At 71.3% G+C, this 15307-nt stretch carries 13 protein-coding genes; 6 read left to right on the top strand and 7 right to left on the bottom strand.

The window, feature by feature from the left end:
• Positions 1-33 precede the first annotated feature (33 nt).
• The 4 genes from O7597_RS01220 to O7597_RS01205 all read right to left on the bottom strand — a co-directional run bounded on the left by O7597_RS01220 (position 34) and on the right by O7597_RS01205 (position 2918).
• A complete protein-coding gene (locus O7597_RS01220) occupies positions 34-519 on the bottom strand; it encodes a hypothetical protein (protein ID WP_269742508.1) in 486 nt (161 codons plus the stop codon).
• Entirely contained in the window at positions 516-1334 is an 819-nt protein-coding gene (locus O7597_RS01215) for a DUF692 domain-containing protein (RefSeq protein WP_269742507.1), read from the bottom strand. The genes O7597_RS01220 and O7597_RS01215 overlap by 4 nt, the downstream gene beginning before the upstream one ends.
• Entirely contained in the window at positions 1331-2242 is a 912-nt protein-coding gene (locus O7597_RS01210) for a TIGR04222 domain-containing membrane protein (protein WP_269742506.1), read from the bottom strand. The genes O7597_RS01215 and O7597_RS01210 overlap by 4 nt, the downstream gene beginning before the upstream one ends.
• A gap of 103 nt (positions 2243-2345) precedes the next feature.
• The gene (locus tag O7597_RS01205; protein ID WP_093401424.1) at positions 2346-2918 is read right to left on the bottom strand and encodes a TetR/AcrR family transcriptional regulator; all 573 of its coding nucleotides are present in this window, start codon (positions 2916-2918) and stop codon (positions 2346-2348) included.
• 151 nt (positions 2919-3069) lie between these two features.
• Here O7597_RS01205 and O7597_RS01200 point away from each other — a divergent pair, with 151 nt between their 5' ends.
• Both O7597_RS01200 and O7597_RS01195 read left to right on the top strand, forming a co-directional pair.
• Complete coding sequence (locus O7597_RS01200; protein WP_164448269.1) at positions 3070-3714, top strand: HAD family hydrolase; 645 nt, start codon at positions 3070-3072, stop codon at positions 3712-3714.
• Positions 3715-3869: 155 nt separating this feature from the next.
• Positions 3870-4802: an RIO1 family regulatory kinase/ATPase gene (locus O7597_RS01195; RefSeq protein ID WP_269742505.1), complete on the top strand. Its 933-nt coding sequence runs from the start codon at positions 3870-3872 to the stop codon at positions 4800-4802.
• A 118-nt stretch (positions 4803-4920) separates the two neighbouring features.
• Here the strand turns inward: O7597_RS01195 and O7597_RS01190 are convergent, their stop codons facing one another.
• Positions 4921-5169 carry a DUF2630 family protein gene (locus tag O7597_RS01190; RefSeq protein ID WP_269742504.1) on the bottom strand — a complete coding sequence of 83 codons (249 nt, stop codon included), beginning with the start codon at positions 5167-5169 and terminating at the stop codon, positions 4921-4923.
• A gap of 410 nt (positions 5170-5579) precedes the next feature.
• Here O7597_RS01190 and O7597_RS01185 point away from each other — a divergent pair, with 410 nt between their 5' ends.
• From O7597_RS01185 to O7597_RS01175, 3 genes are all read left to right on the top strand, one after another.
• A complete protein-coding gene (locus tag O7597_RS01185) occupies positions 5580-7967 on the top strand; it encodes a nitrate- and nitrite sensing domain-containing protein (protein ID WP_281581802.1) in 2388 nt (795 codons plus the stop codon).
• Positions 7968-8053: 86 nt separating this feature from the next.
• Positions 8054-8476 (top strand): roadblock/LC7 domain-containing protein, encoded by a 423-nt coding sequence (locus O7597_RS01180; protein WP_269742502.1) that lies wholly within the window; start codon positions 8054-8056, stop codon positions 8474-8476.
• A gap of 30 nt (positions 8477-8506) precedes the next feature.
• Positions 8507-9106 carry an ATP/GTP-binding protein gene (locus tag O7597_RS01175; protein ID WP_269742501.1) on the top strand — a complete coding sequence of 200 codons (600 nt, stop codon included), beginning with the start codon at positions 8507-8509 and terminating at the stop codon, positions 9104-9106.
• 61 nt (positions 9107-9167) lie between these two features.
• Here O7597_RS01175 and O7597_RS01170 read toward each other — a convergent pair whose 3' ends face one another.
• Together O7597_RS01170 and O7597_RS01165 are read right to left on the bottom strand one after the other, a co-directional pair.
• A complete protein-coding gene (locus O7597_RS01170; RefSeq protein ID WP_269742500.1) occupies positions 9168-12023 on the bottom strand; it encodes an aconitate hydratase in 2856 nt (951 codons plus the stop codon).
• A gap of 369 nt (positions 12024-12392) precedes the next feature.
• Complete coding sequence (locus tag O7597_RS01165; protein WP_281581801.1) at positions 12393-13049, bottom strand: C39 family peptidase; 657 nt, start codon at positions 13047-13049, stop codon at positions 12393-12395.
• 584 nt (positions 13050-13633) lie between these two features.
• Here O7597_RS01165 and O7597_RS01160 point away from each other — a divergent pair.
• Complete coding sequence (locus O7597_RS01160) at positions 13634-15307, top strand: right-handed parallel beta-helix repeat-containing protein (RefSeq protein ID WP_281581800.1); 1674 nt, start codon at positions 13634-13636, stop codon at positions 15305-15307.

The raw sequence follows: 15307 nt of genomic DNA, 5'->3' as shown, positions 1-15307 counted from the left end.
AACAGGGGTGGTCCCGGGTCGTGGGTCGGGTTCTCAGGGGCGAGCCGGGCGCAGCAGGCGTACCCGACCGGCGACCTGGACGGCGAACGCGCTGCCGACCCGCCCGAGGGCGGGGGACCGGCGACGGCGCGGTGCCCGGTGCCCGTCGTACCGGAATTCCGCCTCCCGGACGGCCAGTTCCTCCGCACCCAGCGCCGGCAGGGCGGTGCGGGCGTGCAGCGCGCGAGCCAGGTCCCAGCCGTCGCGTAGTCCACCGCCGGTGGGTCGGCCGGCCGCCCACTCGATGAACACCGTCGGCCAGGCCGGGCCGAGCCCGGCGGCGAGCAGTGGCCAGTGCCGGGCGACCTCGCCGGCCCGCTTGCGCAGCAGGGCGGCGCGGGCGGCGGCCAACGGCCCGGGTGCGAAGCCGGACGGCGGTGCACCACCGGCCACCAGCGCCGCGACCAGTTCCGCCTGCCGCGAGGCCAGTGATCCGACCGCCCGGGCGGTCGGCTCGTCGGGTACCTCGGCCGGTGTCATGTGACCGCCGGGAAGCCGCAGGTCGTGGCCACGGCGTCGAGTTCGGTGCGTAGCTCGGCCGCCGGAGGATAGTGCCCGTCGCGTTCCAGCAGGGCTGCTGGCGGACGGTGTCGGGCGCACAGTTCGCCGAGCAGCTCCAGCACCTCCCGCCCGATCGGGTCGGTGTGCGTGTCGTGGTAGAAGCCGCCGTGCTCGGCGCCGCCCGCGACGTGCAGGTACGCCACCCGTTCCAGCGGCAGCCGGTCCAGTAGTGCCAGCGGGTCGGTGCCCCGGTTGCGGGCGTTGGCGTACACGTTGGCGACGTCGAGCAGCAGCAGCGCCGAGGTGCGGTCCAGGATCTCGGTGAGGAACGCCGCCTCGTCGAGTTCGTCGTCCGGCCAGTCGAACAGGGCGGCGATCGGCTCCAGCGCGATCGGAACCGGCAGCTCCGCCTGGGCGCGGACGATGTTGGCGCAGATCGCGTCGACCGCCTCGTGGGTGCGGGGCAGCGGCAGCAGGTGACCGGCCTCCAGCCCGCCGGCCCGGACGAAGGCGATGTGCTCGCTGACCAGGGGAGCCGCCAGCTGCTGCGCGACCGCCGCCAGGTGGGCCACCCGGGCCGGGTCGACCGGTTCCGCGCCGCCGAGGGAGAGCCGCACGCCGTGCGGTACGACCGTGACGCCCCGGTCGCGCAGTTCGACAAGATCGTCCGGTGGCGGTCCGGCGGCCGGTACCGATTCGGCGACCACCTCGACGAATCGCAGGCCGGGCAGTTCGGCGACGAACCCGGAGATCTCCGGCCGCCAGCCGATGCCGACGCCGTGCGGAAGGTTCATCCGCCGCACCCGCCGCCACCGCAGCCCCCACCCCCACCGCAACCGCCGTCGCCTACTCCTGCGGTGCTGCCGCCACCGCACGCTGTGGTGGAGTTCGCACCGCTGGCCACGGCCTGGCGCTGGATCTCGGCCTGCTGGGCGAACGTCGGATCGAGGGCCCAGAGCGACGCGGTGCCGTAGAGAGCCACCGCCATGGCCGCCCCCGCCGCTCCGTAGGTGGCGTACGCCGGGTTCGAGGCGGGCGCGAGGTGTCGGTTGCGCTGGCGCAGCGTCCGGAGCGCGGTCTCGGCCGCTCGGGTCCGGCGGGGCACCCGGACGAGCAGCACGGTGGTCAGCGCGCCGAGCGCGAGGACGGTGAGTACCAGGTACCAGACCGGACGGTGGTTGGCGAGCCCGGCGACGATCCGGGCGACACCGAGCGCCAGCAGCGCGACCAGCAGCAGCGGACCGTGGCGCAACGCCGCCCGCCGGTCCGGGCCGATCGCCAGACCGCGTTGGTCGAGCCCGTCGCGCAGCTCGGTGAGGGCCCGCTCGACCCACTCGGTGCGCCGCAGGTCCCGGGCCAGGGTGCGCTGCGTCGCGGCGTAGTGGATGGCCCGGTCGAGTTGGGTGGCGGCGGGTGGCAGCGGACCGTCGGCGGTCAGCCGGTGGTCCGGGTGGACGCCGATCGCGCCCTGGGTGCGCAGCGTGCCCAGCGAGGTCCAGACGGCGAGGTCGTCGCCCCCGTTGAGGTAGGCGACCTGCTGTGGGCTCAGCTGGTTGGCCGGCGGAGCGGCATGCCCGCCCAGCAGCGCTCGGCGACGGATCAGCACGGCGGCGACGGCGATCACCGTGGCCAGCAGGTAGAGCGTGATGAAGGTGGGACTGGGAACTCCCCAGGTGTCGTAGTCGACTGCGAAACCCGTCATGGCCTGCTCCTGTCACGCGAGGGAACGCGGCTTCATTGTGGAGCGGCGACGCCAGCCTCCGGCTGCCCGGAGGGTCGAGTTATCTTCTCGTTACCTGCCGAGGTCAGCGCCGGCGTACCGCTTCCTCGACCAGGTCGAGCACCGCGCCCAGGTCACCGGCGGGTCGGCCCATGGCCAGGTGGAGCACCAAGCCGTCGTAGGCGAGTTCGAGAAAACGGGCCAGCACGTCGATGGGAATGTCCTCGCGGAGTACGCCGGCCTCACGTTGACGGGCCAGCCGGTCCCGGGTCGCCTCGGCGATGGCGGCCGACCGCTGCGCCCACCGGGTGGCGAAGGTGGGGTCGGTACGCAGCCGTCGCGACACCTCCAGTTGGCTGCCCAGCCATCCGGTGGTGTCCGGGGAGACCGCCCGGGCGAGCAGGTCCCGCATCACCTGGACCAGTCCGTTGCGGGCCACGGTCTCCACCATCGTGGCGGCGTCGTCCTCGGCGACGGCCAGGAAGAGCGAGTCCTTGTCCCGGAAGTGGTGGAAGATGGCGCCGCGGGAGAGGCCGGTGGCCTCCTCCAGCCGGCGCACGGTCGCGCCCTCGTAGCCGTGCCGGGCGAAGCAGGCCCGCGCGGCGGCGAGGATCTCCTGTCGGCGGGCGTCGAGCTGGTCCTGGCTTACTCTGGGCACGTGTCGATCGTGTCAGCTCCCCCTTGCTGACGCAAACCGTACGTACGGCTTGGTTCTCTGGCAGGCCGCGGACGGCGACGGTTCCCGACCGACACCACCGCGTAACCTTCCGCCCTGTCGGCGAGGCACCCGATTCCCGTAAGGTGCCCGAGTGCCGCTGCTCCTGCTGGACCTGGACAACACCCTGCTCGATCGGGCCGGGCCGTTCCGCACCTGGGCGCAGCGCTTCCTCGACGGCATCGGAGCGCCACCGCACGACATCGAGTGGCTGCTGTCCATCGACGCCGACGGGTTGACGGACCGCTGGGACGTGGCGGACGCGATCCGGGACCGCTACCGGTTGCGGATCCCCTCCATCGACCTGGTGGAGGAACTGCACGACGGAGTCGTCGAGTTCACCCGGCTGGATCCGCTGGTGGCGTGTGCCCTGCGGATCGCCGACGACGCCGGCTGGATGCCGGTGGTGGTGACCAACGGCGCGGTTCGGCAGCAGGACACCAAGATCCGCCGCACCGGGTTGGACCGGTACATCGCCGACTGGGTGATCTCCGAGGAGGCCGGGGTCAGCAAGCCCAACCCCCGCATCTTCGCGCTGGCCGCGCAGCGGGCCAGAATGCCGCTGCGCGGCGCCTGGGTGGTCGGGGACGGTCCGGAGGCGGACATCGGCGGAGCCACCGCCGTCGGCCTGCCCAGCATCTGGCTGCACCGGGGGCGGCCCTGGACCGACGCCCGCTTCGCGCCCACCGCGACGGTGGACACCGTGATCGCCGCCATCGCCGAGATCATGGGTGCCTGACTAATTCGGTTGACCAGGCGGGTACCGCCGACGAGCATGGTCCGCGCAGCGTGCGACCCGGGCGTGCGCCCGGACGAGGGAAGGAGGTCGGTCATGGCCGTCTTCGCAGGTCACTTCCTGCCTCCTGACAACTCGACCAAGGGATCACCCGCACCATGCGCGATCACGACTTCCCGGCGCCCGAGCGCCGGACCCGCGGCCGCCGCCGCTTCGACGACGACGAACCGCACTTCCTGAAGCGCGGCCGACCGACCGGCCCCGCTCCGACCGACCCCGACGAGCCTGACCCGGAGACCGACGAGACGTGGTCCTCCTGGGACGACGCCGTGCACGGTCCGCAACCGCACCCGCACTGGCTGGTCACCGAGCTGGCCGCGAAGGACACCGAACTCGGTGTGCTCAAGACCGGCAAGGAGGCCGACGTCCACCTGGTGCGCCGGGGCCTTCCCGGCACCGACCGCTTCTGCCTGCTGGCGGCGAAACGCTACCGGGATCCTCGGCACCGGCTGTTTCACCGGGACGCGGGATACCTCGAAGGGCGCCGGGTGCGCCGCTCGCGTGAGATGCGGGCGATGACCGGCCGGACCGCGTTCGGCCGGCAGATGATCGCCGGTCAGTGGGCGGCGGCGGAGTTCGCCGCCCTCAGCCGGCTCTGGGAGATCGGTGAGCGCTACGGCACGGTCACCGTGCCGTACCCGGTACAGCTGCGCGGCACCGAGCTGATGCTGGAGTTCCTCGGCGACCCTGAGGAGGGAACGGCCGCACCCCGGCTGGCCGAACTGCGCCCGTCGCCGGCCGATCTGCGTGACCTGTGGGGGCAGTTGGTCGACGCGCTTGTCGTCCTGGCCCGGGCCGGCTACGCGCACGGTGACCTGTCGCCGTACAACCTGCTGGTGCACGCGGGACGGTTGGCGCTGATCGACCTGCCGCAGGTGGTCGACGTCGTGGCCAACCCGCAGGGGCGGGAGTTCCTCGCCCGCGACGTTCGCATCGTCGCCACCTGGTTCGCCGCCCGGGGCCTGCCGGCGGATCTCGTGGACCCGACGGTGCTGACCGAGGTGCTGTGCCGCGAGGCCGGTCTGGCCTGACCAGCGGGCTCCGGGCGGTCACCGCCGCCCGGAGCCCGTCACGGTTACCGGAGCCCGACCGAGCCGGACCGGGTGGCGGGCGCCGCCGACCGGGCGGCGAGGTGCGGGTACGCGGCGCTCACTGCAGATACCGTTCGACCTCGGGCACGGGGCGGGCGCCCTGGGCCTCCGGATCGCCGTGGGCCTGCCGAGCGGCGCGGCGGCGGCGCAGCAGGTCCCAGCACTGGTCGAGGGATTCCTCCAGCTCGCGTAGCCGGGCGCGGGCCTCGTCGTCGGTGCCCGTCTCGTGTTCCTGCGCCTGTGCGCGCAGCCGGTGCTCCTCGTCGACCAGATCCGAGATCCGGCTCAGGATGGTCTTGTCGTCCATGTCCCTGAGCCTGGCACAGCGGGGCCGACCAGGGCCCGCATTCCCGTCGGCGAATCCCACGGACGGGCTCGCTGGCGCCGGCGAGCCCGTCCTCGCGACGGGCGGTGGCCAGTCGTCTCGGCCCGCGCGGTCCGGGTCGGGTCGGACGGACATGACGTAGATCACCCGGTCCCCGACGGGCGGGCCGAGGGGCCCCGGCGCCCGCGCGACGCAGCTCAGCGTACGGGCGGCGGTGCCGGTTGCCCGGCGCGGTCCGGTGCGCGTTCCGGGACACCGCACCAGGTCGACCACGGCATGATCACGAGCGCTTGAGTTGATCCGGTGACGTTGTTAGGTTGCGCCGGGGTCGGTGTGCTGTGTGCCTCACTCCTGACTGACCGGTCAACTAGCTCAGGGCCAGGGACGGTGTAATGGGTTCCCGCAGTAGGAGTCTGCGTACCAAGGTGGTGGCCCTGCTGGCCGCGCTTGTGGCGCTGTGGGGCTTCACTGCCTGGGTCACCGTCCGCGATGGAGTCGACCTGCTCGGTATGCGGGCACTCGACGTGCGGGTCTTCGACCCCACCGAGCCGCTGCTGCTGCAGTTGCAACTGGAACGGCGCACCTCGCTGGTCTACCTCGGACGGCCGAACGAGACGACGTTGGACGAGCTGACCCGGTTGCGCGCGCGCACCGACCAGTTGGCCGCCGAGTACGTCGAGTCGAGCGACCACTGGCAGGTCGGCCTGCTCGGCAGCGACGCGCTGCACGACCGCCTCGCCGAGTCGAAGCGGCAACTGGCCGCGTTACCCGACACGCGTGCCGCCGTCGACGGACGCAACATCGGCCGCGGCGTCACCGGGACGGCGTTCACCGAGCTGATCGAGTCGTTCTACGAGGTGTACGACGAACTCGGCAATGTCGACGACGACCAGATCGCCGACGACACCACCCAACTGATCCGGCTCAACCAGGCTCGGGAACTGCTGTCCCAGGAGGACGCTCTGCTGGCCGGCGTGCTCGCCGCCGGCCGGATAACCCCGGCCGAGCGGGCCGAGTTCACCCGGATCGTCGGTGCCCGGCAGTTCCTCGCCGAGCAGGCGGTCGTCCGGCTGCCCGATGCCGACCAGCGCCGCTACGAACAACTGGTCACCGGGACGAGCTTCCGGCGGCTGGCCGATCTGGAAACCCGGATCATGAACGGCACCGGCACCGCCCGACCGCCGTTCTCGACCTCGGACTGGTCGAATGTCACGGCTGCGGCGCTGATCGAGATCGGTGACATGGTGCTGGCCGGTGGGGACGACGTCGTTAGCAACGCCACCCCGGTCGCGATCGGCGTCATCGTCCGACTGGTCCTCGCCACAGGCCTCGGTCTGCTCGTGGTCATCGCCGCGGTGGTCGTCTCGATCACCACGGCACGGGCTCGGGCGCGGCGGTGGCACCGACTGCGCGACGCGGCGCTCCAGTTCGCCGACGAACGGTTGCCGCGCGTTGCCGAGCGGCTCGGGCGCGGTGAGCAGGTGGACATCGCCGAGGAGGCACCGCCGCTGCGCCTCGGCGACGACGAGATCGGCCAGGTCGGCCGGGCCCTGGACGTGGTGCGGCAGACCGCCGTCCGCACCGCCGTCGAGCAGGCCGAGCTGCGTCGGGCCGCAGGCGAGGTGTTCCTGGGCCTGGCCCGGCGTACCCAGGCCCTGGTGCACCACCAGCTCACCCTGCTCGACGCGATGGAGCGGCGCGAGCACGACGCCGAGGAACTGGAAGACCTGTTCCGCGTCGACCACCTGGCCACCCGGGCGCGGCGCCACACGGAGAACCTGATCACCCTCGGCGGCGCCACCCCCGGCCGGGCCTGGCGCCGCGGCGTCCCGATGGTGGACGTGGTCCGGGGCGCGGTCGGTGAGGTCGAGGACTACCCCCGCGTCACGGTGCGCGAGATCGCCGATGTCTCGCTGGCCGGGCCGGCCGTCGGTGCGGTCATCCACCTGCTCGCCGAGCTGATCGAGAACGGAGTCACCTTCTCACCGCCGCACACAAGCGTCGAGGTCCGTGGTCAACCGGTCGCCAACGGCTTCGCCGTCGAGATCGAGGACCGCGGTCCGGGCATGACCGAGGCGGACCGCGCCGCCGCCAACCACCGGATCGGAGACGGTGGTGAGCTGACCCACGGCGACGCGTCCCGGCTGGGTCTCTACGTGGTGAGCCGGTTGGCCACCCGGCACGGCGTGCGGGTCCGGCTCAGGGAGTCGGCGTACGGCGGGACGACCGCCGTGGTGTTGATCCCGAGCGACCTGATCATCGGGGACGAGAGCGAGCCGAGCGTGCCGGGGAAGGCGTCGGCGACCGGCGCCGACGGATCCGGGCCGTCGACCGAACCCCGGGGCGGGCCGGCCCAATCCGCGGCGTTGAACGGACCGACGGTCCCGACCGGACTGCCGGTCACCACCGCGTCCGTCCACGGCTCGCCCTGGCAGCCGCGCCGGTCGGCGAATCCCGGGCCGAGCGCCGGTGCCGACCCTGCCGGTCAGCCAACCGAGCCGGGCCACCTCACGGCCAGCGGGATCGGGCTGACCCGCACCGAGTCGGGCCTGCCGGTCCGGGTACGGCAGGCGAGCCTGGCACCGGCGTTGCGAGCCGAGCCCGAGGCGGTGGCGGAGGGCGACGACACGATCCGGGAGCCGGAGCAGGTCCGGCGCATGATGAGTTCGTACCAGACCGGCACCCGGCGGGGACGCTCCGACGCCGCCCGGCTGCTCGGTGCTGGCGGTCGGCCCGGACCCGACGATGAGTCCGACGACGCCGATCAACAGGAGACCTGACCGAGGTGCGCTGCCCGGTGAGCCCGGGGAGAACGGTCAGGCCCAAGTGAGCCGGTGATGAGCCGGAGGAGAAGAGGGACGACGAAGTGGGGCAGAAGACGGCTTCGAGTGCCGACCTGACGTGGTTGCTGGACGATCTGGTAGGCCGGGTCAAGCAGGCCGAGCACGCGGTCGCGTTGTCCGCCGACGGTCTGCTGATGGCCTCCTCGCAGGGGCTCAGCCGCGACGACGGCGAGCATCTGGCGGCGATGGCCGCCGGCATCCAGAGCCTGGCCCGTGGCGCCGGCAAGCGGTTCGGTGGCGGACAGGTGCAGCAGACGATCATCGAGATGCAGTCGTCGTTCCTGTTCGTCACAGCCGCCGGCCGCAACGCCTGCCTGGCGGTGCTGGCCAGTGCGGACGCCGACGTCGGTCTGATCGCGTACGAGATGGCCATGCTGGTCACCCGGGTCGGCAAGTACGTCGCGTCACCGCCCCGCTCAGCCGAGCAGACCGGCGGGGAGCAGTAACCCTACCCAGCATCTTCGAGGCGGTTGTCAATGGAACACGGGCACTCTGACCGGCCGGCGGACGCGGCCACGCTGCCCACCGCGATCAAGATTCTGATCGCCGGCGGGTTCGGGGCGGGTAAGACCACCCTGGTCGGTGCGGTGAGTGAGACGCGTCCGCTGCGGACCGAGGAGGTGCTGACCGAATCCGGTGTGGGCATCGACGACCTGGAAGGCGTCGAGACGAAGCGGACCACCACCGTCGCGATGGACTTCGGTCGGATCACCATCAGCGACGACCTGGTGCTGTACCTGTTCGGCACCCCGGGTCAGGACCGGTTCTGGTTCGTCTGGGACGAGTTGGCCCTCGGGGCGATCGGCGCGGTGGTACTGGCCGACACTCGTCGGCTGGCCGACTGCTTCCCCTCCATCGACTACTTCGAGGGTCGGGGAACACCGTTCCTCGTCGCGGTCAACTGCTTCGAGGGGGCCCGCCGGTATCGGCTCGACGAGGTGCAGGCGGCGCTGAACCTCGACTCCGAGGTGCCGGTGCTGCTGTGCGACGCCCGGCAGCGGGAGTCGGTCAAGGAGGTGCTCATCATGCTCGTGGAGCACGCCATGAAGATCCGGGCGGCCCGTCGCACCGACTGACGGACCCCGCAGCACCGAGGGCTCCCACCCCGTCGGGGTGGGAGCCCTCACGGCATCGCGGTCAGCTGGCGATCATGCGGCGCAGCACGTACTGCAGGATGCCGCCGTGCCGGTAGTAGTCCGCCTCACCGGGGGTGTCGATCCGCACCACCGCGTCGAACTCCACCCCGCCGTCGGTGGTGACCTTCACCGTGCGCGGGGTGTCGCCGTCGTTGAGGGCGGTGACCCCGGAGATGGAGAACGTCTCGGTGCCGGTCAGCCCCAGCGACTCGGCGTTCTCCCCGGCGGGGAACTGCAACGGCAGCACGCCCATGCCGATCAGGTTGGAGCGGTGGATCCGCTCGTAGGACTCGGCGATGACGGCCTGCACCCCGAGCAGCATGGTGCCCTTGGCCGCCCAGTCCCGCGACGAGCCGGATCCGTACTCCTTGCCGGCCAGGATGACCAGCGGCACCCCCGCCTCCTGGTACGCCATGGAGGCGTCGTAGATCGAGGTCTGCTCCCCGGTCAGGTGGTTGACCGTGAAGCCGCCCTCCACCCCGGGAACCAACTGGTTACGCAGCCGGATGTTGGCGAAGGTGCCCCGGATCATCACCTCGTGGTTGCCCCGGCGGGAACCGTAGGAGTTGAACTCGTGGCGCGGCACGCCGTGCTCGGCGAGGTACTGCCCGGCCGGGGAGTCGGCCTTGATGGAGCCGGCCGGCGAGATGTGGTCGGTGGTCACCGAGTCGCCGAGCTTGGCCAGCACCCGGGCACCGGCGATGTCGGTCACCGGCTCCGGTTGCTGCCGCATGCCCTCGAAGTACGGGGGCTTGCGGACGTAGGTGGAGTCGCCGTCCCAGGCGAAGGTGTCCCCGGTCGGGGTCGGCAGGGACTGCCAGCGCTCGTCACCGGCGAAGACGTCGGCGTACGCGGAGCTGAAACCGGTGGCACCGATCGCGGAGGCGATCACGTCCTGGATCTCGGCGGTGCTCGGCCAGATGTCGCGCAGGAAGACCGGGTTGCCCTCGCTGTCCTCACCGAGCGGCTCGTTGGCCAGGTCGATGTCCATCGTGCCGGCCAGGGCGTACGCCACCACCAGCGGCGGGGACGCCAGGTAGTTCATCTTCACGTCCGGGTTGATCCGGCCCTCGAAGTTGCGGTTGCCGGAGAGCACCGAGACGACGGCGAGGTCGGCCTCGTTCACCCCGGCGGAGATCTCCTCCGGCAGCGGGCCGGAGTTGCCGATGCAGGTGGTGCAGCCGTAGCCGACCAGGTGGAAGCCGAGCTTCTCCAGGTACGGGGTGAGACCGGCCCGCTCGTAGTAGTCCATGACGACCTTGGAGCCCGGCGCGAGGGTGGTCTTCACCCACGGCTTGCGGTTCAGGCCCTTGTCGACGGCGTTGCGGGCGAGCAGCGCCGCACCGATCATCACCTGCGGGTTGGAGGTGTTGGTGCAGGAGGTGATCGCGGCGATCACCACGGCACCGTGGTCCAGCTCGAACTCGGTGCCGTCGGCGCCGGTGACCCGGATCGGGTTGCTGGCCCGGCCGCCCGAACCCACAGCGGCGTTCACCAGGTCGCGGGGCGCGTCGGCCGGGTCGTCGATGCCGTTGGCCGGGGAGTCGCTGGCCGGAAAGGACTCGGCGCTGGCCTCGTCGGCGTGGCCGGTCACGCCGTACGGCTGCTCCTGCTGCGGGACGCCCGGCTTGCGGCCCGGGTCGCCGCCGGTCTCGTCGGCGGACACGTAGTCGGTGAGCGCCGAGCGGAACAGGGTCTTGGCGTTGCCGAGCGGCACCCGGTCCTGCGGGCGCTTCGGTCCGGCGAGCGAGGGCTCGATGGTGCCCAGGTCGAGTTCCAACTGCTCGGAGTAGACCGGCTCGTGGTCCGGGTCGTGCCAGAGGCCCTGCTCCTTGGCGTACGCCTCGACCAGGGCGACCTGCTGCGGGTCACGGCCGGTCAACTCCAGGTAGCGGACGGTCTCGGCGTCGATCGGGAAGATCGCGACGGTGGAGCCGTACTCCGGGGACATGTTGCCGATGGTGGCCCGGTTGGCCAGCGGCACCGCGCCCACGCCGGGGCCGTAGAACTCGACGAACTTGCCGACCACGCCGTGCTTGCGCAGCATCTCGGTGATGGTCAGCACCAGGTCGGTGGCGGTGGTGCCGGCCGGCATCTCGCCGGAGAGCTTGAAACCGACGACCCGCGGGATCAGCATGCTGACCGGCTGGCCGAGCATGGCGGCCTCGGCCTCGATGCCGCCGACGCCCCAGCCCAGCACACCCAGGCCGTTGACCATGGTGGTGTGCGAGTCGGTGCCGACGACCGTGTCCGGGTACGCCTGGCCGCCGCGCTCCATCACGGTGCGCGCCAGGTACTCGATGTTGACCTGGTGCACGATGCCGGTGCCCGGCGGGACCACCTTGAACTCGTTGAACGCGCTCTGGCCCCAGCGCAGGAACTGGTAGCGCTCCTTGTTGCGCGCGTACTCCAGCTCGACGTTGCGCTCGAAGGCGTCCTCGCGGCCGAACAGGTCGGCGATGACCGAGTGGTCGATGACCAGCTCGGCGGGGGCGAGCGGGTTCACCTTGGTCGGGTCACCACCCAGCTCGCGGACGGCCTCACGCATGGTGGCCAGGTCGACCACGCACGGTACGCCGGTGAAGTCCTGCATCAGCACCCGGGCCGGGGTGAACTGGATCTCGACGTTCGGGTCCGCGCTCGGGTCCCACGCACCGAGCTGACGGATGTGCTCGGCGGTGATGTTCGCGCCGTCCTCGGTCCGCAGCAGGTTCTCCAGCAGGATCTTCAGGCTGTAGGGGAGCCGTTCCTGGCCCTCCACCTTACTGATCTTGAAAATCTCGTAGCTCGCGTCTCCGACGCGTAGCTGGGTCTTCGCACCGAAGGTGTCGAGGCTCGCCACGTCGTACTCCTTCACACCAGCGACCGTGAGTAGTCCTGAGCAGTCTTTCGCACCGGCCGGAGCGCTGCCGTGCTTAGGCAACACTTACCGCCGATTCCTGCCGTCAACAAAACCGTACGTCCGTCTTGCTATTCGTGCAACCCGGTGTCACTGGGTGGACGGGCGGTGCCTGCTGCGGCCCGATCTCGACACCCTCACCGCCTGGCTGAGAGCCGCGGGCTGGCACCCCGGGCAACCGGAGGCGACAACATCGGGGATGTTGCTGTGTCACGCCACGGCGAGGGAGCAACATCCCCGATGTTGTCGGACCCCGGGGTGGTTCGGGGAGAGACGACGAAGGGCCGGCCCCGGGTGGGGTCGGCCCTTCGTGGTGGTGCGTTGTGGTCAGGAGGTGGCGGTGTAGCCGCGGGTGGCGATCCAGTCGGCGAGGGCGTCGATGCTCATTCGGTAGGAGGCCTGGGTGGGGTCGGCGGAGTCGGCGATGGTGACGGTGTCGCCGCCGTCGCGGTAGCCGACGACGCTGATGTAGTGGCCGCCCTCGAAGCTGTGCGGGGTGCCGTCGGTGTCGGTGGCGGTGCCGGCGATGTTGGCGACCACCGCACGGCCGTCGTCGATGGTGGTGACGATGTCGTCGCGCAGCTTGTCGGTCTGCTTGTCGTCAGCCTTGGGGGTGGTGATCTCGACCGACTTGTAGACGTCCTTGCCGGTCTCCTTGTTCAGGACGGGGGTGATGTCGTTGATCGAGTTGGTGCCGGCCTCGGTGGTGCGCATCTCCTTGGCCATGGTGTCGACGTCGATGTTCTTGCCCTGCACGCTCAGGGCGTTGCGGGCGGCGGCGGGGCCGCAGTAGTAGAAGTTGGGCTGGGCTTCGTAGCGGACGCCGAGTTCGCGTTCGCCGGCGGGCTTGCGGTCGGCCTGCACGGCGCTCGCCTGGACACCCGGGGTGGCGTGGGCGGCGACGGCGGGGCCGGCGATGCCTCCGGCGGTGGCGGCGGCAGCGGCGATGGTCAGGGCGGTCTTGCGCAGGATGGTGGTAGCCATGATTCGCACCTTTCGGTCGGGGGTGCGCGCGGCGGTGCCCGCGTGGGGGATGCGGGTGGGCCGTGCGGAAAGGGGAGAACGCTTGCTACGCGCTGGGTTCGGCGTGGATGCCGGGGACGTGATGTCCGCCGGGGTGTAACGCCGGGTGGGCCGGGGTCATTCCGGGGGATCCTCGCGGGGGAGGCGGCTGCCCTGGCGGTGTCCCGGGGGATGTAACGCCGGGTGGGCCGGGTGCATTCCGGGACCTCGCGGGGAGGCCGGCTGCCCTGGCGGTGCCCGGGGGATGTAACGCCCGACGGCGGGGGGTCATTCCGACCCGCCGGGGGCGGCGCTCGGGGGGCGCTCGTGGTTACGCCATGTACAACCACCGGACCGGGCCCCCGATTCCGCCGGGGACGTGAGCCGGGTCACCGCAAAGTGTGTCATACCGGACATCGGGTCGATTGTCGCCCGGTCGGCGGGCCCCGCCTGCGCGAGCCGAGGCTCGCGGTGGGCAGGGCAGGGCAGGGGTGGTGGGGCGTTTCTCGGGCGGGGGAAGGGGGAAGCGGCGGCCGGGCAGCAGGTCACGACCGAGGGGAGAGGCCGTGCGGCAGCAGGACCGGTCCACCGCCATCCGTGAGCGCCTTTCACCGGTCGCCGGTGCGCCGCTGTGGTGCGACGCGCTTGATTTCGGACTTCGGGGCGACGGGGTCACCAACGACCAGCCGGCGCTGTCTGCTCTGGTCGACCGCCTGGGTGAGGGATACGCCGCCGACTCCCGGGCGCGGGTCATCTACTGCCCGCCCGGGATCTACTCGATCCGGGACGCGGGCACGATCTGGCGCAGCGGAGTGTCACTGATCGGTGCGGGGCCCGGTGCCACCCGGTTCGTGCTCAGCAACGAAGGCAACCGGGCAGACCCGACACCACTGGCCTTCTGGACCACCGTGCAGCACGGTGCCGACCGGGACCGGCACATCGCCGACTGCACCTTCGCCGACTTCGAGATCGACGGCTCCGGCGTGGCCATGGCCGAGTACAGCTATCTGGCCAAGGGGCTCGGCCTGCAGTACGTGGTGCGGGGTGTCTTCCGCAATCTCTACATCCACCACACCGGCGCCACCGGCCTCGGTTGCGACTTCCTGCAGGACAGCCTGATCGACGGGGTGGTGGTGGTCGGGTGCGGACGGTTGGACACCGGTGAGGAGATGGGCGGCGCGGGCATCGGCATCGGCATCGGCGGCTGGGGTGCGGTGGAGCGTTGCACCATCAGCAACTGCACCACCCTGGGCAACGGCACCAACGGGATCTTCCTCGAACTGCAGAAGCCGTACTGGACGCCGCCGCGCGGCTACCGCATCATCGGCTGTCACAGCCAGGCCAACCGATTCGGCATCTCGGACTGGGGCGCCGACGGCCTGATCGTCTCGGCCTGCACGATCACCGGGAACCTGGAGGCCGGCTTCGACATCTCCGCCAACGGCACGGCCGGCATCGCCGGTCGGGGTGGCATTCTCACCGACTGCGTGATCGACCGCAATGTCCGCGACGGGATCAGCATGGGCAACACCCCGGGGTCGTACACGATCCGGGGCAATCGGATCAGCGGCAACGGCTGGTACGGATACCACCAGCACAGCCTGGGCAACGGCTATGAGGGCCCGGCCTCGGACGTGGTGATCGACAACAACGAGTTCTGGGACAACGGTCTGGACGGGATCCGGGTGGATCGGCCGATGGTCGACGCGACGGTGACGAACAACCGGATCCGGAGCAACGGGCGGCAGTGCGCCCCGGCGGCCACCGGCTCCGGGGAGTCGGTGCGGTACGGCCGGCGTGCCGTGTCCGACCGGGCGGCGGCGTGGTCGATCGACGGGCACCGCGGCAAGCTGCTCCGGGTGGGGTCTCGACTGGCCCTCGTGGTCGGCAACACCGAGATGGAGCTGGAACTGGCCGACCTGCGACCGGACGCGGCGATCGCCTGGAACGAGGACGTGCCGCCACCCGGTGCGCGCTACGAACTGCCGGCGGCGGCACCGGTACGGGCCGGTATCACCGTGAACGCCCACCTCGAGTCCGCAACGTTGCGCGGCAACCGGATCTGGGACAACCGCGACGACCCGACGCAGAGTTACGGCATCTGGATCAGCGATCAGGGTGCGTGTGTCTCCTGCCGGGTCGAGGACAACGACCTCGCCGGCAACACCGAGGGAGCGCTGCGGCTGGACACCCAACCGGTCGGCGGTCGCTGGGACCGCAACCACGTCGACGTGGACTGA

It is taken from the genome of Verrucosispora sp. WMMC514 (assembly GCF_027497295.1).
In the GTDB taxonomy this organism is placed as follows: Bacteria; Actinomycetota; Actinomycetes; order Mycobacteriales; family Micromonosporaceae; genus Micromonospora; species Micromonospora palythoicola.
Note: the sequence above shows the minus strand (reverse complement) of the source record. Positions and strands in the feature narration are given on the sequence as shown.

Coding starts and splice junctions, on each gene's coding strand:
- O7597_RS01175 (WP_269742501.1), top strand. CDS start 8,507: ATGGAACACGGGCACTCTGACCGGCCGGCGGACGCGGCCACGCTGCCC.
- O7597_RS01215 (WP_269742507.1), bottom strand. CDS start 1,334: ATGAACCTTCCGCACGGCGTCGGCATCGGCTGGCGGCCGGAGATCTCC.
- O7597_RS01195 (WP_269742505.1), top strand. CDS start 3,870: ATGCGCGATCACGACTTCCCGGCGCCCGAGCGCCGGACCCGCGGCCGC.
- O7597_RS01190 (WP_269742504.1), bottom strand. CDS start 5,169: ATGGACGACAAGACCATCCTGAGCCGGATCTCGGATCTGGTCGACGAG.
- O7597_RS01165 (WP_281581801.1), bottom strand. CDS start 13,049: ATGGCTACCACCATCCTGCGCAAGACCGCCCTGACCATCGCCGCTGCC.
- O7597_RS01210 (WP_269742506.1), bottom strand. CDS start 2,242: ATGACGGGTTTCGCAGTCGACTACGACACCTGGGGAGTTCCCAGTCCC.
- O7597_RS01185 (WP_281581802.1), top strand. CDS start 5,580: ATGGGTTCCCGCAGTAGGAGTCTGCGTACCAAGGTGGTGGCCCTGCTG.
- O7597_RS01220 (WP_269742508.1), bottom strand. CDS start 519: ATGACACCGGCCGAGGTACCCGACGAGCCGACCGCCCGGGCGGTCGGA.